Below are 18,623 nucleotides of genomic sequence, written 5' to 3'. Positions count from 1 at the left end.
AACAAGACCTTGCCCATTTCCATCTAGCAGGGTTATATACCATGAAAAACCGGAGGTTCTATGCGATCCATCATAGCAACTCTTGCTTTGCTTGCCTGCTGCGCCATGACGGCCATCCCTGCCCACGCGGTACAGGAACTCATTGAATTCGGATTTGATCAACACTTCCCCCCGCAGACATACATGGAGGGTAAACAACCCTCCGGCTTTGCCCTGGATGTGCTTTATGCCGCCCTTACCGGTTCCAACTACAGAATTTCCGCAGCTCCCGGAGAATGGGCCCAGGTGCAAAGAAATCTGGCCGCCGGAACCATCGACGTCAGCGCGGGAATGGGAAAGACAGTGGAACGCGAAAAGCTCTACATCTTCCCCGACTATCCGTATGCACGCTTCGACGTAACTGTTGTCGTGCCGGAAAAAAGCCCCATTATGGCGCGTTCCGACCTCAAAGGTATTACAGTGGCTACGCAAAAAGGCTCTCTATCTCAAAATATTCTGGAACGCCTGGGCAATATAAGCGTGCTTCTCTACCCTTCGGAGACTGACGCGCTGCGCGCCATGGCGGACGGCAAGGCAGATGCGTTCTGCGGGGCAAAAAAGACCGCTCTGTACAACATACGCAAATTCAAGCTGCACAATCTGCGGCTGCTCGACACCCCGCTCTATTCGGACATGCTTTATTTCCCGGTAGCCACGCAGCAACCGGAACTTGCCAAGGCTATCAGCGAGGGCATGCAGCGCATTCTCAAATCCAATGTGTACGACATGCTCTACACGCGCTGGTTCGGCAATTCAGACCCGGATGAATATCAGGTGCTGCTCAAGGTGGGCAGGGAAAACGCTTCAAAATAACTGCCCCGCCCAGACACAAGCTCAGGCACAATCACAGACAAACAAAATCCCCCGCCGGAAACTTTCCAGTGGGGGATTTTTCATTCACTCTTCAGCAGCGGCGGTCGGCCGATTCTGATGGGGCAGCAAGCCGAACCTTTTAACGGGCAAAACCGTACGGATCGGCATTGGCATTTTCAATAAACTGGGCAAGCTCCGCGTTTCCTTCGAACGTCTTGTCCACGGCAACCAGCCCCATTTTCCGTTTTGTGCTCAGCCCGGCCAGCACACGGGCAATTTTCACACGGGAAATGTAGAACATGGGATTGGAGGGACCGCCCTTGGGGGAGAGGTCCGCGTATGTGAGTCCGGCAAGTCCGGCAGCCTTGTCAAAATCGAAAGTAAGTATGGCACCCTTGCAGGTATCCTTTTTGGGATTCACACGCAGATAGATGCAGGCGGGAGAATTCTTGTAGCCATGCTCCTTGAGTACCTCGTTGCCCACCAGCATGGAAAAGGAGCCCTTTTTTCCCGACGTGGCGTCGAAAAACATCTGGTAGGCATCCATGGCGCAGAACGGCGGAGCGCCGACAAACACGACCTTTTCGCCCGGAGCGGGAGGAAGATTCTTCATTATGTACTCGGATACGGCGATTCCGGCGGAAAGCCCGGGGCAGATGTGGTTGTGCAGCTGTATGGCCTTGAGAGTGTTCCAGGGGGGAGATGCCGCCCATACCAGGGAGATACCGACTGTACGAAACATGTTGGGTGCAATGATTCCCTTGGCTGCATGGCTCCACCCCTTGCTTGTGAGCACGGTCTGGGGGCTGGCGTCCACATACTGCACCTTGAACCCGGACTTGCCGGACACCATATAGCCAAGCTGGCCGTTATCCCGGTTATACAAGGAAAACCAAAGCGCCTCGGTCGGCCCCGATTGGATGGCGAGCAGCGAACGCGTCCCCAACGTGCATCCCGTAACCTGCATAGCCACATCCATATACGGAAGGGCCGGTTGTCCGCCCATCTGCACAGACGGAGCATTGGTCAGCACCAGAAGGTTCGTATCCCCCTGCTTTGCGCCTATGTGGTCCATAGCCTGCTGCATGGTCGTGGCGGCCTGTTCCATGGCCGGGGTGTACGCGGTAACGCCGTGTTTTGTGGCGCATCCGGCGGCAAACAGGACGCACAAAACAGCAAGAACGGCAGAGAGATTCCCAAGACGAACTCTTCTCATTTTTAGCGCTCCATTGAATATTATTTTTTAATTAATAACACCCATTGTGAGTAGTATCTTTCGCCGAGCAGTGTCAATAAACCGCTTTCTTCATGCGTTTTCAAATACAAAAAAGTATAAAAAAAACGGCCACGACACCAAGTGCCATGGCCGTTAAGGCGCAGTATCACAAGCCCGGAAGGATAAATCCTCCCCAGCTTGCCCCCGGCTGGGGGGAAACGGACCTCAGCCCGTCAGGGTGTGCCCTATTTGATGATCCGGAACTGGTCGCGGCGGTTCTTGGCCCAGGCGACTTCGTTATTGCCGGGATCAACGGGATCTTCCTCACCATAGGAGACAATGCTCATACGGTCGGGCGAGATGCCCAAAAGGACCAGGAACTCGTAGGCGGCGCGTGCACGGCGCTCACCTAGGGCAAGGTTGTATTCTTCGGTGCCGCGATCATCGCAGTACCCTTCCACTACCAGACGCAGCTGCGGAAAGCTTTTCAGGTATTCCGCCTTGCGCTGCAAAAGCTCGCGAGCTTCGGGCTTGAGCTGATAGGAGTCGAAATCAAAGTGGATCATATTGCCGACTTCTTCGACTGCCATGGTGTAGGCCTCGGCCTTCTGGGCCCGAAGTTCTTCGTCCTGCTGTTCGCGCAGGCGCTGTTCTTCCAGCTCACGTTCTTTGGCAGCAGCAAGCTCGGCTTGCTTATCACGTTCCAGTTCCGCAGCGGACGGACCGGTGTGCTTAACGCCGGTCACACCGGGAGGGGTGGATTCAACTTTCGTTTTGGAACCGCAACCGGCGGCAAAGGCAAGAGCCGCAACAGCGGCGACAATCAGTATCATGCGGATAACGGCTTTCATCAAGGCCTCCTTCTAATCCGGCTTTTCTGTTGTAAGCCCCTAGGGGGGAACAGCCGCTTATTATTGCAACACTATGTTACGTTGTAGCGGCTTCAGCATTAAAATCAACCCCTCTAAGTCATGCCCAGCTGCACGGAAACACTTTCCGTGCACACCCTGTAGCATCATTGACCTGCTCAGTCCATCGCGGGTCCCCAGGCAGGCGACTTGGCGTCTCCCGGCCCGGTATTCACAAGCACGGCAGGATCTCCATAGCGGGTGGTCATGTAGAGCTTGTACTCCCCGCTTCGGCTGGAAGCAAAAACAATGTGGTACCCGTCGGGAGAAAAAGCAGGGGTCTCGTCACTGCCCGGTCCGAAAGTCAGCTGCTTTTCCCTGCCGCTGGCCAGATCGTGCAAAAACAAACGGTGCCCCTCGGACGAATCCCTGGAAAAGACAATCAGCCGTCCGTCCGGGCTCAGGCTGGGGCTGGTGTTGTATTTTCCATCATAAGTAATGCGGCGGACCTCTTTGGTTTCCCTATTCAGCAGGAAGATGTGCGGGTTGCCCGCCCGGCCCGAAGTAAAGGCCATGAGCTTGCCGCTGCTGTCGAACGACGGGGAAACGTCGATGGCCCAGCTTTTGGCGAGTTCCTGCACCACCTTGTAATCGGGTCCCAACAGATAAATATCGGGCTGGCCGGTCATATCCAGGGTCAGCGCGATATTGCCGTTTGGAGTAAACGTGGGGCCGATGACGGAATTGCCGCGCAGTTTGAGGAGCCTGGTCTTCTGCCCCTTTTCCCACACGCCCAGCCTGTGCCCGTTCCGGCTTACGTAGGAAAAGACCACCCGCTTGCCATCCGGGGAAAAGGACGGACTCAACGCCTTGCCTTCGTCCTGGGTCAACTGGCGCAGCTTGCGGCCGGTGGCGCTGACGCGCCAGATGGTGCGCTGCTTTCCTTGGTTTCTGGAAAACACCAGACTGGACGAGAAAAAACCTTCCTGCCCGGTCAGGGCCTTCATCAGATCGGCGCAAAAACGATCGGCCACAAGCGTCACATTGTCCGGGCCGATATTGGAATAGGCCTTGCCCAGAAACAGATTCCCGGAAAAGACTTCATATACGCGCAGTTCCACGCTCTGTTCGCCAAGGGTTTCGGTCCATACCGTAGAGACCAGCAGGTCCACCTTGCTCAGCTGAAACCGCTTGAAATCGATGTATTTGCTTGTAGCTCCCTTCAGTTTGGGACCGCCCAGGATGTTCTCTGGCAACTCGGGAGACAGAAAAGGAAGATAAGCCAGGTCGTTCCGAATGGCCTCTGCCAGCTTGGGAGACATGGAGGGCAGGGTTGTTCCCTCTTGCGCAAAGGCCGGGGCCAAATAGATATTCGCCTTGTTCTGTCCGGGGCCGTGGATGTCCACGGTCAGCACCCGGGCGGCCATGGCTGGCGCGGCTCCTGCCCAAAGCAGGCAAAAACACAGAACAAGGGTGTTGAAAAAGAGTCTTAAACGCATAATACCTCGTTTAATCCAACAACTCCTGCAAGTTGAAGTTGATCTGAATTGTTTTGATGTCGTGGCCCGGAGGCTCCGGCAGGGTTTGCGTCTCCTGCACCGCGCGCAATGCGGAGGAGTCGAAATCGCCCCGGCCAGAGGAACGCAGAATCCGACTGCCCGTAATCGTGCCGTCGGGTGCAAGATCCACCTGGACAACGCAGGTCAAATAGGCGCTGGATGTAATGGCCGGATAGCGCCAGTTCTGTTTGATCAAACCTTCAACAATACCGGCATAAACCGCTTCGGCTCCCGAGGCCACTGCCTCGCCCTGCCCGGAAGAAGCCCTTTGTTCGTCATCCTTTTTAACCTGACTGCGCAGGTTTTTGAGCTCGTTGGCCAGGGCATTGCGCTCCGCCTTTTCCTTGCGGGCCGCATCCGCCTTGGCAGACTTGAGCGCTTTGGCGAGAACATCCTTGGGATTTTCGCGCGGCTTGGGCTTGGGACGTTTTTTCTTCTTCACCTTTTTGGCGCTGATGTCCTGCGGCTTGGGCTTGGGTTCCGGTTTTGGCTGGGGTTTGACCTTGGGTTCGGGTTTCGGCTTGGGAGGTTCGGGCTTTTTGACCTCGGGCTCGGGCTTGGGCACAGCCTTGGGCTTGGGCGCCGGTTTGGGCGCTTCCAAGGTAACAAGATCCACCTGGTACGACGGCACATCCAACCGGACATGCACCGTGGAGGCAGGCTTCCAAAAGAAAGCCAGCACCAACACGAGAACGTGTACAAGCACGGAGAAAAGAATACTGGTCAGCCGCATCAGACCCGACACCTCATCAAGGACACTCCGCGCGAAAGCCGATAGTCATATAGCCTTGCAGGCAGAATGCTCATTTTGATTTCTTTTTGTCCTCTTCGGCCACCACACCGATCTTCTCGATTCCGGCAGCCTTGATTTCACCCATCACGCGGACAACCTCGCCATAGGGCGTCTGCTTGTCGGCACGTAGGTACAGGGACTTTCCGGCTGTGGTCACAAGCCGTTTGAGATCCTGCTCCAGCCGGTCCTGCGGAACTTCGTACTCGTCCAAAAAGACGCTTCCGTCCTTTTTGACGCTCAGCACCACATGGCTGGTATCCATGGGCAGATTCTTGACCGTACGGGTTTGGGGCAATTCCACATCAACGCCCTGTGTCATCAGCGGCGCAGTCACCATAAAAATGATCAGCAGCACGAACACCACGTCCACAAGGGGCGTGAGGTTGATGTCCGCCATGTACTCGCGCTTGCTCTGGTAATCAAAGGACATGGGGCCCTCCGATTATTCGGCGGAATCGGCACCCAGGCCGAGTTCACGCTGCATGCGGTTGAGAAATTCACCAGCAAAGTTGACCAATTCAATTTCCACGCGGCCCAACAGCCCCACAAAGACGTTGTAGGCAATGGCCGCCGGAATGGCGACGGACAGGCCGACGACGGTGGTGCTCAAGGCCTCGGCAATACCGGGGCCGACAACGGCCAGGGACGCGGTCTTCATCAGGCCGATGGCATGGAACGACCGCATGATGCCCCACACCGTGCCGAACAGGCCAAGAAAAGGAGCGGCGTTGGCGCAGGTGGAAAGCAGCGGCAGAGCCGCGCCCAAATTGGACATTTCCGAACTGACGCCCTGCCGGAGGGTCCGGCGCACGTTGTCCAGAGCCAGCTTTCCTTTGACGCCTTCGTCCAGCTTGGCCCGTTCCAGCTTGCGCAGTTCACGCACTGCCATATAGCCTATCTGGAAAATATTCGAACGGCGGTCCTTGATGGCCTGCATGGCCTCGCTCAGGTCGCCTGCGTCTTGAAAGGTTTTAAAGTCGGCAACTGCCCGTTTTTTTGCTTTGATCAGCGTTACAAACTTAAAAAAGATAACGCTCCAACTGGCCAACGACATGAGAACCAGAAGCAGCATGACGAGCTGGATGACAACGGAAGATTCGGTGAGCACACTCCAAAAAAGGGTGTCCATAGCAATACCTTGGTTGAGTTATTGTTGAAAATCAAGCCCTTCCATCTACCGGACGTTATCTCGGCATTCGGAATTTCGGGCAGGGTACGTTGTTCAGGCCGGGCTTTCAACCAGGTCCGCCAGCACGGGCAAAACCTGCTCGGCCGGGGCATCGAAACGAATGTCCGTTACTCCGCCGAACCCGGTGGGACCGATGTTGATTTCAATGACTTTTCCACCGCCGGACTTGATGCGTCCGGGGATGAGACAGGCGGGCGTAACCTCGCCGGAGGTGCCCACAATGATGACGGCATCGGCACGCCGCACCATTTCATCGGAGCGCCTTGTTGCAGGGCCGGGAATTCCTTCCCCGAAAAAAACGATGTCGGGACGGATAACGCCTCCGCATTCACACATCCAGGGAATGTCATCCTTGCCCAGGCTGCGGGCCTCCTGTGCGTCGTACTCGCGACGGCAACGCATGCAATAAAAATTCTCGCATCCGCCGTGGAACTCAACCACATTGGCGGACCCGGCCGCCTGATGCAGGCCGTCGATATTCTGGGTGATGACGCCGTCCAGAAATCCCTTGGATTCCAATCGGGCCAGGGACTCGTGCGCCGGGTTGGGCCGCGCCCTCCCGAACATGTCCACCGCTTCCAGAAGAAACGTCCACACACCTGTGGCATTGACGCGCAAGGCCTGCAGCGAGGCCACCTCCCAAGGATCGTATTTCGACCACAGCCCGCCGGGGCTGCGAAAATCCGGAATGCCGCTGGGCACTGAAATTCCTGCGCCGGTAAAGGCCACAACGCTTTTGGCATTGCGCAGAATGTCGGCTGCAGCAAAAAGCAGATCATCTTGTTTTCTTTTCATATTCCGAAAATACCACGCCCAACCTTCGAGGGGAAGCCCTTGCCCAAGCCTGCGCCCTGCACGGAAAAAAACGGCCGCAGCACCAATTGTTGGCCGCCCGTCCCCATGCTATGATGCCGCAGGAACACCCCCTGCGATATGCTAGAAGTATTACAACAAGATGAAATGACAACAGACGATGCAAAGCCTTTGGGACCTCGGGCGACAAACCGCCTGCAAGGTCCGCACCCCCTTTTTTAAAGGCTTTCGGGAGAATGCATGGAAGCGCATTACGAAAATATTCTTCTCGCCCTTGTGGGCTGCCTGCACCTGCTCGGTATCATGTCGGGACTGTATGCCCTGTTCACAGCCAGATCATCACAAGGGGCCATTGCCTGGATCATGTCCATGGTCACGTTTCCCTATTTGGCCGTCCCTCTGTACTGGATTTTCGGGCGCAACCGGTTTCAGGGCTATGTGCGGGCCCGGCGCGAAGGGGACAAGGAAATTGAAACGATTTCCCGCGAACTCAAACCCTACCGGTCGAATTTCGATGTCTCCCTGGACGGCCCCCAGGCCCGTTTCCAGATGCTGGAAAAACTCGCCAAAACGCCCATTGTCGAAGGCAACCATGCCCAACTTCTGATCAATGGCGATGCCACCTTCGAAGCCATCTTCAAAGCCATGGATCAGGCCAGGGACTATATTCTGGTGCAATTTTTCATCATCCACGACGACAGGATAGGCCGCGACCTGAAGGAAAAGCTCCTGGCCAAGGCCGCCCAGGGCGTACGGATATTCCTGCTGTACGACGAGATAGGCAGCCACAAGCTCCCTACCGAATATGTGGACGAACTGCTGCACGCGGGCGTGGATGCCAGGGCCTTTCATACCACCAAGGGCTGGCGCAACCAGTTTCAGATCAACTTCCGCAACCATAGAAAGATCGTGGTGGTGGATGGCAAGGTCGCCTTTGTCGGCGGTCTGAACGTGGGCGACGAATACATGGGCCGCGACCCCAAATTCGGCAAATGGAGAGACACCCATTGCCGCTTTGAAGGGCCGTGCGTCACCCTGGTGCAGCTTTCCTTTATGGAAGACTGGTACTGGTCCGCCCATACCATGCCCAAGCTGGACTGGACCATACGCCCTTCCGAAAAGGCCAACATGCCCTTTCTCACCCTGCCCACCGGCCCGGCCGACGAGCTGGAATCGTGCAATCTGTTCTTTACCCACGCCATTCACAGGTCGAGAAAACGCATCTGGATCGTCAGCCCGTATTTCGTGCCCGGGGACGAAGTCATCGCCGCCCTGCAGCTGGCCGCCCTGCGCGGCGTGGACGTACGCGTCATGCTGCCGCTCAAGCCGGACCACAAGGTGGTCTACATGGCCTCGTTCTCCTACCTGCCGGAACTCGAATCCCTGGGCGTAAAATTCTATCGGTACCAGCCGGGTTTTCTGCACCAGAAAATCATCCTGGTGGACGACGCCATGGCAAGCGTGGGCACCGCCAACTGCGACAACCGTTCGTTCCGGCTCAACTTCGAGATATCAATGGTGGGATTCGATCCGGTCTTTGTCCGCAGCGTGGAAGAGATGCTGGAACAGGATTTTGCCCAATGCGTGCGCTGCACGGCAGAGGAATACACCGGACGTTGGATCGGATTCAAGGCGGCGGTCAGGGTGGCGAGGCTGTTCGCCCCTATATTATAGAATACAACGCAAAACAGGGCCGGAGGAAAAACTTCCTCCGGCCCTGTGCAATTCATTCGGGCAAATTGTAAGTATCTTCCGCCTAGTACACCTTGCGCGGGGAAAAAGACGCGCCCAGTACGGAGAAGGTGTTTTCCACCACCATCAGGGCCTGGCTGTCGTGGGTGTAGACGATTTCCTCCAGCTTCTTGAGCTGGACATTGCTGATGATGGTCAGCAGCACCTTGCGGTTCTCGCCGCTGTACGCACCATGGCCGTCCAGAATGGTACCGCCCTGTCCTATCTTGCGGGAAACCACACCGGCGATGGCTTGCGCTTCGTCGGAAATGATCAGCACGGCCTTGCGCTGGTTGAACAAGGATAAACAACGCTCGGCTGTAACGGACAGGATGAAGACCATGATGGTGGATACGACGATCAGGTCCATGTCGATGAACATGGCACTGGCCGAAAAGAGTATCGCATTGTAGAGCATGTAGGTCTGCCCCAGGCCTATATTGTAGCGTTTCCACAGCAGAACGGCCACGATATCCAACCCGCCGCTGGACCCCAGCGAACGAAAGATGATGCCCAGCCCGGTGCCGCAGATGACACCGCAGGCCACCGCCGCATACAGCTGCGTGTCGATATGGAAATTTATCTGTATAAGTTCAAAGGCGATCGTTGTCACAACAACGGAATACGCGCTGTACAGGCAGAACTTGCGGCTTACGAACAGCCAGCCGACGATGAACAGCGGGATGTTCAGCAAAATGTTCCAGGTACCTGCAGATATCCCGCTGAGGTATTCGGCCATGAGTGCGGTACCGAACACGCCGGTTGCCACGAGCCCGTGCTTTACAGCGATGGACTTCATGCCGATAGCGAAAATGACGGAACCCACGGTAATGAGCGTGAGGTTCCAGGCTATGGACGATGCGAGAATCTTGATGCGAGCGGGTGACATGGCTTCCCTCCCAAACACATATTTATTGTTATGAACGTCGTTCACTTTTCAAAGTCGTTGTTTTCGTATATCCCGCAGGCTCACGTTTTCTTGACGACTTCAATTATTTCTTCAGCGGGCCGTGGGAAAAAGCCATGCACATAAACATTTTGACCTTGTTCCCGGAATTTTTCGAGTCCCCTCTGTCATCCGGCCTTATGGGCCGTGCGGTGGACGCCGGGCTTTTATCATTTTCACTGATCAACCCGCGCGATTTCGCCACCGACCGCCATAAAAGCGTGGATGACACTCCATATGGAGGAGGCCCCGGAATGGTCATGTTTCTGCCGCCACTCGCGGCAGCAATGCAAACCATTCAAGAGCCGGGGGCACTACTCCTTATGACTCCGAGAGGCAAGCCTTTTTCTCAAAAAAAAGCGCAAAATCTTTCGAAATCCGAATCTCTCACTCTAATTTGTGGGAGATACGAAGGAATCGATGCCCGTTTTGAAGACCTCTATCCGGTGGAATCCGTCAGTGTTGGCGACTTTGTTCTCAATGGCGGAGAAAGCGCCGCGCTTTCCGTCATAGAGGCGGTTTCCCGGCTTGTTCCCGGCTTTATGGGCAAGATTGCCTCGGGCGAGGAGGAGAGTTTTTCCGGCGGGCTGCTGGAATATCCCCACTACACCCGCCCCGAGGAATTCGAGGGGCTGAAGGTTCCGCAGATCGTCACCTCCGGGGACCACGGCCGCATTGCGACCTGGCGAAGGCAGAAATCCCTGGAAACCACCCTTCTGCGACGCCCGGAACTGCTGGAAGAAGCCACGCTGGACAAGCACGACGTGAAATTTTTGCGTTCCCTGCCGCGCCCCCGGCTGGGACGCAACCTATACACCGCCCTGCTGCATCATCCGGTGTACGATCCAAGAAAAAAAGTAACAGCCGTTTCCTTGACGAATCTGGATTTACACGATATTAGCCGCGTTTCCCGTTCTTACGGACTGGCCGGAATGTACGTGCAAACGATTCTGGCCGATCAAAGGGAAATGGCCGAACGTCTGGTACAGCATTGGGTGAACGGCCCCGGCAGCAGAAGCAACCCCGACAGGGCGGAAGCCATGTCGCTGATACGACTCGCTGCATCACTTGACGAGATCATTGACGATGTGCATGAACGCACGGGACAAATACCCTATCTCGCAGCCACAAGCGCCGTGGGAAAGGCAACCGTATCCGCGAGCGAGTTGCGAAAGGTCATGGATGACAGGCCGGTCGTACTCCTCTTCGGAACCGGACACGGACTCGCCAGGGAAGTCATGGACCGCGTGGACGGCACATTGCCCCCGATCCGCTACATGGACGATTACAACCATCTGTCCGTCCGGGCAGCTGCTGCGATTACACTGGACAGATTGCTGGCAGACGCATACTAAACGGACAGATATAAAACGCGCAAACGAACGTTTTTCTCACAGGAGGAGCGCCATGAATATTATCAAACAGATTGAAAGCGAACACATTCGCATGGATGTACCCCGGTTCAAGGCCGGTGACACGGTCAAGGTGCATTTCCGCATCATCGAGGGCGACAAGGAACGCATCCAGGTTTTCCAGGGCGCGGTAACCCGTAGGAATAACGGCACCACGGACGCGACTTTTACTGTGCGTAAAATTTCCGACGGCGTGGGCGTGGAGCGTATCTTCCCCCTGCATTCGCCCTTCATCGAACGCGTTGAAGTAGTAAGCGAAGGCCGTGTACGTCGCAGCCGCCTGTACTACCTGCGCGCTCTCAAGGGCAAAGCCGCCCGCATCAAGTCCAAGAACATTTACTAGTCCCTCACGGGGTCGGATATTGTTCATTCAGGGAAGCCTCGTCAGGGGCTTCCCTTTTTGCGTTTGGCATTTTTTATCGGTGTTCTGCAAAGGATTCATTCTATGGCCGACCTGCTGACATCCCCGCTTTCCGGCGCTGCCGAAGCTGCTGTCCCCCCGGAACTTACCGCCGGAATAGACGAAGCCGGCCGCGGCTGTCTTGCCGGACCCGTGGTAGCTGCCGCAGTCATTCTGCCAGCCGCATACGACCTGCCGGGGCTGACCGACTCCAAAAAGGTACCGGAAGCCAAACGCGGAATTCTGGCAGCAGCCATCAAAGAACAGGCCGTGTCCTGGGCGCTGGGGGTGGCCTGGCCCGAGGAAATAGACCGAATAAATATTTTGCAGGCCACCATGCGCGCCATGGCCCGGGCCAGCGAACAACTCAAAAGCAGGCCCGCCCTGCTGCTGGTCGATGGCAACCGAACCTTTTCATCCCCCATTGCCCAGCGGGCCATTGTTGGCGGCGACCTCAGCCAGCCGTGCATTTCCGCGGCTTCCATCATTGCAAAAACCTTTCGCGACAAACTCATGGCCGCACTGGACAGGCGCTATCCCGGATACGGACTGACCAAGCATAAAGGGTACGGAACACGGGAGCACATGGAAGCCATAGAGCGGCTCGGCCCCTGTCGCGTCCACCGCGTGACCTTCAGGGGAGTGCGCACGGAACGGGAGGTGGCCATTTGTCTGCCCGGCATCTAGACTTGGGACGACTTGGCGAAGATGAAGCCGCGAATTTTCTCCGGTCCAAGGGCTACACGGTTTTGGACCGCAATGTCCGGCTGGGCAAGGGCGAACTGGATATAATATGCAAGCGGCGCGGCATGTACGTGTTTGTGGAAGTGAAGACACGCGGCCCCGGCTCCCTGGCAAGCCCACAGGACGGGCTTTCGGCAAGCAAATGCAAAACCCTGGCCCGGACGGCGGGCCTGTGGCTGAGCGAAAAAGACAAATGGCAGGCCCCCTGCCGCTTCGACTTCGTCAGTGTATTGTATGACGGAGAATCCTTTACTCTGGAGCATGTTGAAAATGCCTTTGACCTCTCCCCGGCTATGGGTGGTGGCAACACCGCTTGGCAACCCTGGTGACCTTTCGCCCCGCGCCAAAGACATCCTGCAACAGGCGGATGTGGTTCTGGCGGAGGATACCCGCCGCGCCGGACTTCTTTTTCAACGCCTGGGGCTGAAGGCCAAAGGGTTTGTCAGCTTTTTCGAGCACAACGAGGAAGGCCGCGTGCAAAGCGTGGTCAACTGGCTGGAATCGGGCAAGGACGTGGCCCTCATTTCGGACGCAGGCACCCCGCTGCTTTCCGACCCCGGCTACCGGCTGGTTAGGGCCTGCCGGGAAAAAGGCCTGGATGTTTCGCCCGTTCCCGGACCGTCCGCTCCCATGGCCGCGCTCAGCGCCTGCGGGCTGCCGCCCTATCCTTATACTTTTCTGGGATTTCTGCCCCGGTCCGACAAGGCCGTAAAGTCCACTCTGGGGGAATTCGCACACATACGGACCACCCTGGTTTTCTTTGAACGAAAATCCAGGCTGCAGTCCACGCTCGGTCTGGCCCTGGAAGCTTTGGGTAACCGCCCATGCGCCATCTGCCGCGAATTGACCAAGGAGCACGAGGAGTTTATCCTTGGAAAGCTCGATGAAATGGCAGGGGACGAGCGGGAATACCTCGGAGAGATCACCGTGGTTATCGCCCCGCCGGACCGCGACGAAAAGCTCGATGAGGACGCCCTCGATGAACTCATTGCCGAGGAATCCGAAGCAGGTGGCAAGCCCAAGGCCATCGCCCGACGCGTGGCAGACCGGTCGCTCGGCTGGACTGCCAAGGCTGTGTACGAACGGATGGCGGCACAAAAAGAAAAATAATCGAGATTTTTGCCGAAAAAACGCAAACTCAGTAGAATTGAAAAAACTTGTGCCCGTCCCTTTGTCCAGTTGTTCAGACTTGGGCGGATACGAACTGAAAAGAATGGCAGGGAGACCGTAAGGAAAACGGATTTCCCAAAGGCCGATAACCTGGTTAACGTATGCTTTTCAAACATCCCACACGGCAGGTTGTTCAAAAGCGTGCGGAAACAAGGCACAAGGAAAATTTTGACCCGACGCGTATTCTTCCATACGCGAGGGGAGAAAATTTCCCGCAGTAACGTAGTTAACGTGCGCTTTTCAAACACCCCACACGGCAGGTTGTTCAAAAGCGTGCGGAAACAAGGCACAAGGAAAATTTTGACCCGACGCGTATTCTTCCATACGCGAGGGGAGAAAATTTCCCGCAGTAACGTAGCTAACGCACGCTTTTCAACAACCTGAAGGATGCTTATGCCGACCGCTCGCCTCTCCAGCATGACAATGCTGCACTGTTTCGCCCGCTGCTATCTGGTCGGTGCGGCCTTTAATACACGTGGAATGCAAAATGTGGGTTTGGCCTTCGCCTTGGAACCTGGCTTAAAGGCATTGTATAAAGACCCGGACGCTCTTGTTGCTGCAAGAAAACGCTATATCAAACATTACAATACCCATTTTTTCTGGACCCCCATGCTGGCCGGAATTTTTCTTTCTCTGGAAACGGGGATAGCCAAAAAAGTGGTGCCGACGGACGCTTTCGAATCCATCAAAAGTACGGCGGTTTACACTCTTTCCGCCATAGGTGATTCCTTCTTTGGCGGCAGCCTTCTGGCGCTGTGGTCCCTGGCCACGGTATGCCTGATTTCCGCTGGCTATCCGGTGTCCGCCATGGTATTGGGAGCCGTTTTGCTCACAGCGTTGCAGGTCTTCAAGGCAGTAACTTTTTGGGTTGGTTTTCGCCGTCAGTTCGAGGTTCTCAGGGCTATTCGCCGTCTCAACCTCATTGATTGGGGCAAGCGCATCAAATATGTCAACTGTATGCTGCTTATACTTTTCTGGGTGCTGCTATGGCCCGCGCCGCTGCAGTGGCGGGAATGGCTTTGGGGTATGTGTACCCTGGGACTAGCCGCCGCACTGGCCATACGGCTCCAGCTGCCCCGAGAACTCGTGGCCTGGCTCATACTTCTGTCCCTTGTGGTCTGGCCTTTCACCAGCCGGTTTATCACCAGTCTGATGGCTGCCTGACCAAGAAAATAGAGGTTGAAATGCTCGAAAATCAAAACACTGCAGACGAAAACGACAACGGCTTCCTGGTCCGGCACGTCCATGTGACCGGAGAGCTTGGCCTGCATGCGCGCCCCGCCGCAAAGCTTGCCCAGGAAGCCCAGAAGTTCGACTGCACCATAGTGCTGAAAGCCGCCGGACAGGAAGTGGATGCCAAAAGCATTCTCGACATCCTGACTTTGGCCGCCGCACCTGGAACCAATCTGGTCATGCGGGCCAAAGGCTGCGACGCAGTCCAGGCTCTGGACCGTTTGGAAACCCTGTTTCACAATCAATTCGACGAGGATTGAAAAACTCCATCGCCTGGCGCCGCCGGTGGGAACACCACTCCGCACCGGCGGCACCTCGCGAATAACATACGTTGCCCAGCGAACGGCCTACACCAAATTGGCCACGTTTTTTCAGGATAAGCCACAGGAGTGCGACGCTAGCAATGGCCAGGACAATCATTCGCGGCATTCCGGTTTCAGCCGGAGTCTCCATCGGCAAGGCGCTCTTTCTCAATAGAAACCGGTACGAACGCCTGCCCCGCCGCATCATATCCCCACGCCGCATAGCAAGGGAGCTGGAACGCCTCAACAAGGCCTTTGCCGCCACTGCTGCGCAGCTTGAGGAAATTCGCGCCAACGTGCCTGCCGAACTGCAGGAGCACGGTCTTATCATCGACTCGCACATCATGATTGTGCGGGACCCCAAACTTTCCAAAACCGCTGCGGACATTCTGGAAAAACACGCCATCAACGCCGAATGGGCCTTGGAAAAGGCCGTGGATGAACTTGGCCGTGTCTTTGAATCACTGGACGACCCATATTTCCGTGAACGCCTGGGCGACATTCGTATTGTGGCCGGCCGCATCATGGACCAGCTGCTTGGCGGGAAGAAAGACCTGCAGGCTCTTGAAGGCCGCGTGGTGCTTATGGCGCACGACCTCTCCCCGGCAGACACCGTGGAGCTGGAGGTTACCCGCATCATGAGCCTTGTAACCACGCTGGGCGCCAAGACCTCGCACACCGGCATCCTGGCCCGCTCTCTGCAAATTCCGGCGGTCGTCGGCGTATCCGACCTTGAGGAAAAGGTCTCGGATGGCGATCTGGTGGTTGTCGACGGATTCAAGGGAAAGATCCTCGTCGATCCAAGCGAAGATGAACTTGCGCAATACGAAGAGCTCAGCGATCAGTTCCACGACTACCAGAAAAGCATCATCCGTTTCTGTCACCTGCCCGGCGAAACCAGGGACGGTCATTCCCTGCGCATCCTGGCCAACATAGAGCTGTTCGAGGAAGTGGCGCAGGTGTTGGACAACGGCGGCGAAGGCGTGGGCCTGCTGCGTACCGAATACAAGTACATGAACCGCAGGGACCTGCCCACGGAAACGGAACTCTACGAAGAATATTCCGAGCTGGCCTCCATTCTCAATCCGCGGCCGCTGACCATTCGCACGTTGGACCTGGGCGCGGACAAGATGATTTCCTCCTTTGGAGCGCTGGAAGAGACCAACCCGACGCTCGGGTTGCGCGCCATACGTTTTTGCATGCGCCACCCGAAGATTTTCAAAACCCAGCTTCGGGCCATTCTCCGCGCAGCCACCCAGGGCAACGTCCGGGTCATGTTCCCCATGATCTCCGGGCTCAAGGAACTGCGCTACGCCAAGAACATGCTTTCGGAATGCCGCCGCGAGCTGGCTATGGAAGGCGTCGCTTTCAACCCGGATCTGCCCACCGGCATAATGGTCGAGCTGCCCAGCGCCGTCATGGTATCCGAATTCCTGGCCCGCGAAGTCGACTTTTTCAGCATCGGCACCAACGACCTCATCCAGTACACGTTGGGCATAGACAGGACCAACAACCATGTGTCCTATCTGTACCAGCCGCTCCATCCGGCCATTGTACGCAGCATCAAACACGCCGTGGACGCGGCCCACAAGGCGGGCATCGAGATATCCCTGTGCGGCGAAATGGCGGCAGACCCGTTCTGCGTTCCCATTCTCATCGGCATGCACATCGACTGCCTGAGCCTCAACCCGCAGGCCATTCCGGGCATAAAGCGCATCATCCGGCAAACAACCACGGAGGAATGTGCCTCGCTGCTCAAACTCGTACTTACTTCCAGCACGGTTTCGCGTACAAACCGTCTGGTTAAAGACATAATTTACCAACGCTTCCCCGAGGAACTGACCTTTTTCAGTTCCCTGTTGGAAAGCGATGAAGGAAACGGCAATGCCCCCTAAAAAGCCGCATAAAACCGTGGCCGTGAACAAAAAAGCACGGCACGAATACGAATTTCTCGAAATCTTCGAGGCTGGAATGTCCCTGGTCGGCACGGAAGTAAAATCCATGCGCCAAGGGAAAATCAGCTTCAAGGACGGCCATATCCAGTTCCGCAACAACGAAGCCTGGCTCGTGGGGGTCCATATTGCGCCCTACGACCACTCGGGATACAGCGAGCACGACCCGGAGCGGCCGCGCAAGCTGCTTTTGCACACGCGTGAGATAACGCAGTTATCCGCCAAGGTGGATCAGAAGGGATTGGCCGTCATTCCCACCAAGATTTACCTGGTCCATGGCCGCTTCAAGGTGGAGATAGCCCTGGCACGCGGCAAAAAGACCTACGACCGCAAGCAGGAACTCAAGCAGCGCGACATAGACCGCGAAACCAAACGGCAAATGGTTAATTTTTAGCATTACCTCCGCAAAGTACCCCGGGTACTTTGCGGAATTACCGCCCTGAAAATACGGTTTTCAGGTGCGCTTCCACCGCTCCCGAATGTAAGGCCACACCTCATTGTGCCCACTATTGTGTCGTGTCGCGTTCCTGATTTTCCTAGCACAAAATAAATTCCATCAAATAAATTCCACGGGCGCGACACACCTATTTTTAGCCTGCCTCCGAGAACTTCTTCCCTGGAGATACGTCCATGAAAATCGCTGTTCTATCGGACATCCACGGCAATTGTTTTGCACTAGAAGCCGTTTTGGAAAATGCCAAGGCCAACGGGGTGGAGCTGCTGTTCAACCTTGGGGATATTTTTTACGGCCCCATTGCTCCACGTGCCACCTGGGAATTGCTGCAAAGCCTCTCCATGCCCACCAACCTGACCATCCTGACTATCTTGGGCAACCAGGACCGCCAAATTCTGGAGGCGACTCCTGCAGAAACCGCCGCCAACCCGACGATGCAATTCGTCTTGGACGACCTTGGCACCGAGCCGTTGGCATGGCTGGCTTCCCTGCCGTCTCTGTATTGTCCGGAAAGCGACATACTCATGTGTCACGGTTCCCCGATAAACGACATGGAATATCTTCTGGAAGACGTTGCCTCCGGCCATCCCGCCATGCGTTCAGACGACGACATCACGTCGTCCCTGGCGGGCAGGACAGAGGAGCTTATCCTTTGCGGTCATACACATATTCCGCGCACTGTGGCACTTGGCAACGGACAGCTTGTGGTTAATCCAGGCAGCGTGGGGCTGCCCGCCTACTCGGATGATGAACCGTTTCCCCATGCCATGGAAAATTTCTGTCCCCATGCATCCTATGCACTCCTCGAAAAAAATCGAAAAGGTTGGGAGGTTCGGCAGATAAAAGTTCCTTACGACCACCACAGGGCCGCTTCGCTTGCCCGGCAAAGACAGCGTGATGACTGGGCCCAATTTCTTACGTCGGGACGTGCCGAATAAAAGAATAGGGAGATCGAGGTGAAAGCCTGTTGAATTTTTAATCCACCGACTGCCCTTCCATAACGCCTCAG

20 protein-coding genes are annotated in these 18,623 nt (G+C 56.1%); 12 read left to right on the top strand and 8 right to left on the bottom strand.

The window, feature by feature from the left end; all coding sequences use genetic code 11:
• Nucleotides 1-60 precede the first annotated feature (60 nt).
• The gene (locus ACI0FJ_RS00765; protein ID WP_424297944.1) at nucleotides 61-852 is read left to right on the top strand and encodes a transporter substrate-binding domain-containing protein; all 792 of its coding nucleotides are present in this window, start codon (nucleotides 61-63) and stop codon (nucleotides 850-852) included.
• A gap of 139 nt (nucleotides 853-991) precedes the next feature.
• On the opposite strand, the gene ACI0FJ_RS00760 is transcribed toward ACI0FJ_RS00765, so the two are convergent.
• From ACI0FJ_RS00760 to ACI0FJ_RS00730, 7 genes are all read right to left on the bottom strand, one after another.
• Nucleotides 992-2,068, bottom strand: coding sequence for an FmdE family protein (locus ACI0FJ_RS00760; protein ID WP_424297943.1), 1,077 nt, complete (start codon nucleotides 2,066-2,068; stop codon nucleotides 992-994).
• 245 nt (nucleotides 2,069-2,313) lie between these two features.
• Nucleotides 2,314-2,919, bottom strand: a complete 606-nt coding sequence (pal, locus tag ACI0FJ_RS00755; RefSeq protein WP_424297942.1) for a peptidoglycan-associated lipoprotein Pal — start codon at nucleotides 2,917-2,919, stop codon at nucleotides 2,314-2,316.
• Nucleotides 2,920-3,095: 176 nt separating this feature from the next.
• Nucleotides 3,096-4,415: a hypothetical protein gene (locus tag ACI0FJ_RS00750; RefSeq protein WP_424297941.1), complete on the bottom strand. Its 1,320-nt coding sequence runs from the start codon at nucleotides 4,413-4,415 to the stop codon at nucleotides 3,096-3,098.
• 10 nt (nucleotides 4,416-4,425) lie between these two features.
• Nucleotides 4,426-5,208 carry a cell envelope integrity protein TolA gene (gene tolA / locus ACI0FJ_RS00745; RefSeq protein WP_424297940.1) on the bottom strand — a complete coding sequence of 261 codons (783 nt, stop codon included), beginning with the start codon at nucleotides 5,206-5,208 and terminating at the stop codon, nucleotides 4,426-4,428.
• A gap of 70 nt (nucleotides 5,209-5,278) precedes the next feature.
• The gene (locus ACI0FJ_RS00740; RefSeq protein WP_424297939.1) at nucleotides 5,279-5,698 is read right to left on the bottom strand and encodes an ExbD/TolR family protein; all 420 of its coding nucleotides are present in this window, start codon (nucleotides 5,696-5,698) and stop codon (nucleotides 5,279-5,281) included.
• A 12-nt stretch (nucleotides 5,699-5,710) separates the two neighbouring features.
• Nucleotides 5,711-6,397 (bottom strand): MotA/TolQ/ExbB proton channel family protein, encoded by a 687-nt coding sequence (locus ACI0FJ_RS00735; protein ID WP_424297938.1) that lies wholly within the window; start codon nucleotides 6,395-6,397, stop codon nucleotides 5,711-5,713.
• Nucleotides 6,398-6,490: 93 nt separating this feature from the next.
• Nucleotides 6,491-7,252, bottom strand: a complete 762-nt coding sequence (locus ACI0FJ_RS00730; protein ID WP_424297937.1) for an SIR2 family NAD-dependent protein deacylase — start codon at nucleotides 7,250-7,252, stop codon at nucleotides 6,491-6,493.
• 258 nt (nucleotides 7,253-7,510) lie between these two features.
• Here ACI0FJ_RS00730 and cls point away from each other — a divergent pair, with 258 nt between their 5' ends.
• Nucleotides 7,511-8,944, top strand: coding sequence for a cardiolipin synthase (gene cls / locus ACI0FJ_RS00725; RefSeq protein WP_424297936.1), 1,434 nt, complete (start codon nucleotides 7,511-7,513; stop codon nucleotides 8,942-8,944).
• An 82-nt stretch (nucleotides 8,945-9,026) separates the two neighbouring features.
• Here cls and ACI0FJ_RS00720 read toward each other — a convergent pair whose 3' ends face one another.
• Nucleotides 9,027-9,890: a YitT family protein gene (locus ACI0FJ_RS00720; RefSeq protein ID WP_424297935.1), complete on the bottom strand. Its 864-nt coding sequence runs from the start codon at nucleotides 9,888-9,890 to the stop codon at nucleotides 9,027-9,029.
• Between the two features lie 134 nt (nucleotides 9,891-10,024).
• Here ACI0FJ_RS00720 and trmD point away from each other — a divergent pair, with 134 nt between their 5' ends.
• The 10 genes from trmD (at nucleotide 10,025) to ACI0FJ_RS00670 (ending at nucleotide 18,552) form a co-directional block, all read left to right on the top strand.
• Entirely contained in the window at nucleotides 10,025-11,302 is a 1,278-nt protein-coding gene (trmD, locus tag ACI0FJ_RS00715; protein WP_424297934.1) for a tRNA (guanosine(37)-N1)-methyltransferase TrmD, read from the top strand.
• Between the two features lie 52 nt (nucleotides 11,303-11,354).
• A complete protein-coding gene (rplS, locus tag ACI0FJ_RS00710; RefSeq protein WP_424297933.1) occupies nucleotides 11,355-11,702 on the top strand; it encodes a 50S ribosomal protein L19 in 348 nt (115 codons plus the stop codon).
• Between the two features lie 102 nt (nucleotides 11,703-11,804).
• A complete protein-coding gene (locus ACI0FJ_RS00705) occupies nucleotides 11,805-12,446 on the top strand; it encodes a ribonuclease HII (protein ID WP_424297932.1) in 642 nt (213 codons plus the stop codon).
• Nucleotides 12,428-12,832, top strand: a complete 405-nt coding sequence (locus ACI0FJ_RS00700) for a YraN family protein (RefSeq protein ID WP_424297931.1) — start codon at nucleotides 12,428-12,430, stop codon at nucleotides 12,830-12,832. The genes ACI0FJ_RS00705 and ACI0FJ_RS00700 overlap by 19 nt, the downstream gene beginning before the upstream one ends.
• Complete coding sequence (gene rsmI / locus ACI0FJ_RS00695; protein WP_424297930.1) at nucleotides 12,774-13,613, top strand: 16S rRNA (cytidine(1402)-2'-O)-methyltransferase; 840 nt, start codon at nucleotides 12,774-12,776, stop codon at nucleotides 13,611-13,613. The genes ACI0FJ_RS00700 and rsmI overlap by 59 nt, the downstream gene beginning before the upstream one ends.
• A gap of 453 nt (nucleotides 13,614-14,066) precedes the next feature.
• Nucleotides 14,067-14,837 (top strand): PTS system mannose/fructose/sorbose family transporter subunit IID, encoded by a 771-nt coding sequence (locus tag ACI0FJ_RS00690; protein WP_424297929.1) that lies wholly within the window; start codon nucleotides 14,067-14,069, stop codon nucleotides 14,835-14,837.
• A 20-nt stretch (nucleotides 14,838-14,857) separates the two neighbouring features.
• Entirely contained in the window at nucleotides 14,858-15,166 is a 309-nt protein-coding gene (locus ACI0FJ_RS00685) for an HPr family phosphocarrier protein (RefSeq protein ID WP_424297928.1), read from the top strand.
• Nucleotides 15,167-15,309: 143 nt separating this feature from the next.
• On the top strand, nucleotides 15,310-17,103 hold the full coding sequence (gene ptsP, locus ACI0FJ_RS00680; protein ID WP_424297927.1) for a phosphoenolpyruvate--protein phosphotransferase: 1,794 nt from the start codon (nucleotides 15,310-15,312) through the stop codon (nucleotides 17,101-17,103).
• Entirely contained in the window at nucleotides 17,093-17,554 is a 462-nt protein-coding gene (gene smpB / locus ACI0FJ_RS00675) for an SsrA-binding protein SmpB (RefSeq protein ID WP_424297926.1), read from the top strand. Before ptsP ends, smpB begins: the two co-directional genes overlap by 11 nt.
• Nucleotides 17,555-17,790: 236 nt before the next feature.
• A complete protein-coding gene (locus ACI0FJ_RS00670; protein WP_424297925.1) occupies nucleotides 17,791-18,552 on the top strand; it encodes a metallophosphoesterase family protein in 762 nt (253 codons plus the stop codon).
• Nucleotides 18,553-18,623: the final 71 nt, after the last annotated feature.

The sequence above is a fragment of the Desulfovibrio sp. 7SRBS1 genome (assembly GCF_049723905.1).
GTDB lineage: Bacteria > Desulfobacterota > Desulfovibrionia > Desulfovibrionales > Desulfovibrionaceae.
The sequence above is the reverse complement of the archived record's forward strand: the minus strand, read 5'-3'. Positions and strand labels throughout refer to the sequence as shown.

Bases quoted from the DNA above. Each gene is read 5' to 3' on its own strand.
- ACI0FJ_RS00765 (WP_424297944.1), top strand. From the start codon at position 61: ATGCGATCCATCATAGCAACTCTTGCTTTGCTTGCCTGCTGCGCCATG.
- ACI0FJ_RS00760 (WP_424297943.1), bottom strand. From the start codon at position 2,068: ATGAGAAGAGTTCGTCTTGGGAATCTCTCTGCCGTTCTTGCTGTTTTG.
- pal (WP_424297942.1), bottom strand. From the start codon at position 2,919: ATGAAAGCCGTTATCCGCATGATACTGATTGTCGCCGCTGTTGCGGCT.
- ACI0FJ_RS00750 (WP_424297941.1), bottom strand. From the start codon at position 4,415: ATGCGTTTAAGACTCTTTTTCAACACCCTTGTTCTGTGTTTTTGCCTG.
- tolA (WP_424297940.1), bottom strand. From the start codon at position 5,208: ATGCGGCTGACCAGTATTCTTTTCTCCGTGCTTGTACACGTTCTCGTG.
- ACI0FJ_RS00740 (WP_424297939.1), bottom strand. From the start codon at position 5,698: ATGTCCTTTGATTACCAGAGCAAGCGCGAGTACATGGCGGACATCAAC.
- ACI0FJ_RS00735 (WP_424297938.1), bottom strand. From the start codon at position 6,397: ATGGACACCCTTTTTTGGAGTGTGCTCACCGAATCTTCCGTTGTCATC.
- ACI0FJ_RS00730 (WP_424297937.1), bottom strand. From the start codon at position 7,252: ATGAAAAGAAAACAAGATGATCTGCTTTTTGCTGCAGCCGACATTCTG.
- cls (WP_424297936.1), top strand. From the start codon at position 7,511: ATGGAAGCGCATTACGAAAATATTCTTCTCGCCCTTGTGGGCTGCCTG.
- ACI0FJ_RS00720 (WP_424297935.1), bottom strand. From the start codon at position 9,890: ATGTCACCCGCTCGCATCAAGATTCTCGCATCGTCCATAGCCTGGAAC.
- trmD (WP_424297934.1), top strand. From the start codon at position 10,025: ATGCACATAAACATTTTGACCTTGTTCCCGGAATTTTTCGAGTCCCCT.
- rplS (WP_424297933.1), top strand. From the start codon at position 11,355: ATGAATATTATCAAACAGATTGAAAGCGAACACATTCGCATGGATGTA.
- ACI0FJ_RS00705 (WP_424297932.1), top strand. From the start codon at position 11,805: ATGGCCGACCTGCTGACATCCCCGCTTTCCGGCGCTGCCGAAGCTGCT.
- rsmI (WP_424297930.1), top strand. From the start codon at position 12,774: ATGCCTTTGACCTCTCCCCGGCTATGGGTGGTGGCAACACCGCTTGGC.
- ACI0FJ_RS00690 (WP_424297929.1), top strand. From the start codon at position 14,067: ATGCCGACCGCTCGCCTCTCCAGCATGACAATGCTGCACTGTTTCGCC.
- ACI0FJ_RS00685 (WP_424297928.1), top strand. From the start codon at position 14,858: ATGCTCGAAAATCAAAACACTGCAGACGAAAACGACAACGGCTTCCTG.
- ptsP (WP_424297927.1), top strand. From the start codon at position 15,310: ATGGCCAGGACAATCATTCGCGGCATTCCGGTTTCAGCCGGAGTCTCC.
- smpB (WP_424297926.1), top strand. From the start codon at position 17,093: ATGCCCCCTAAAAAGCCGCATAAAACCGTGGCCGTGAACAAAAAAGCA.
- ACI0FJ_RS00670 (WP_424297925.1), top strand. From the start codon at position 17,791: ATGAAAATCGCTGTTCTATCGGACATCCACGGCAATTGTTTTGCACTA.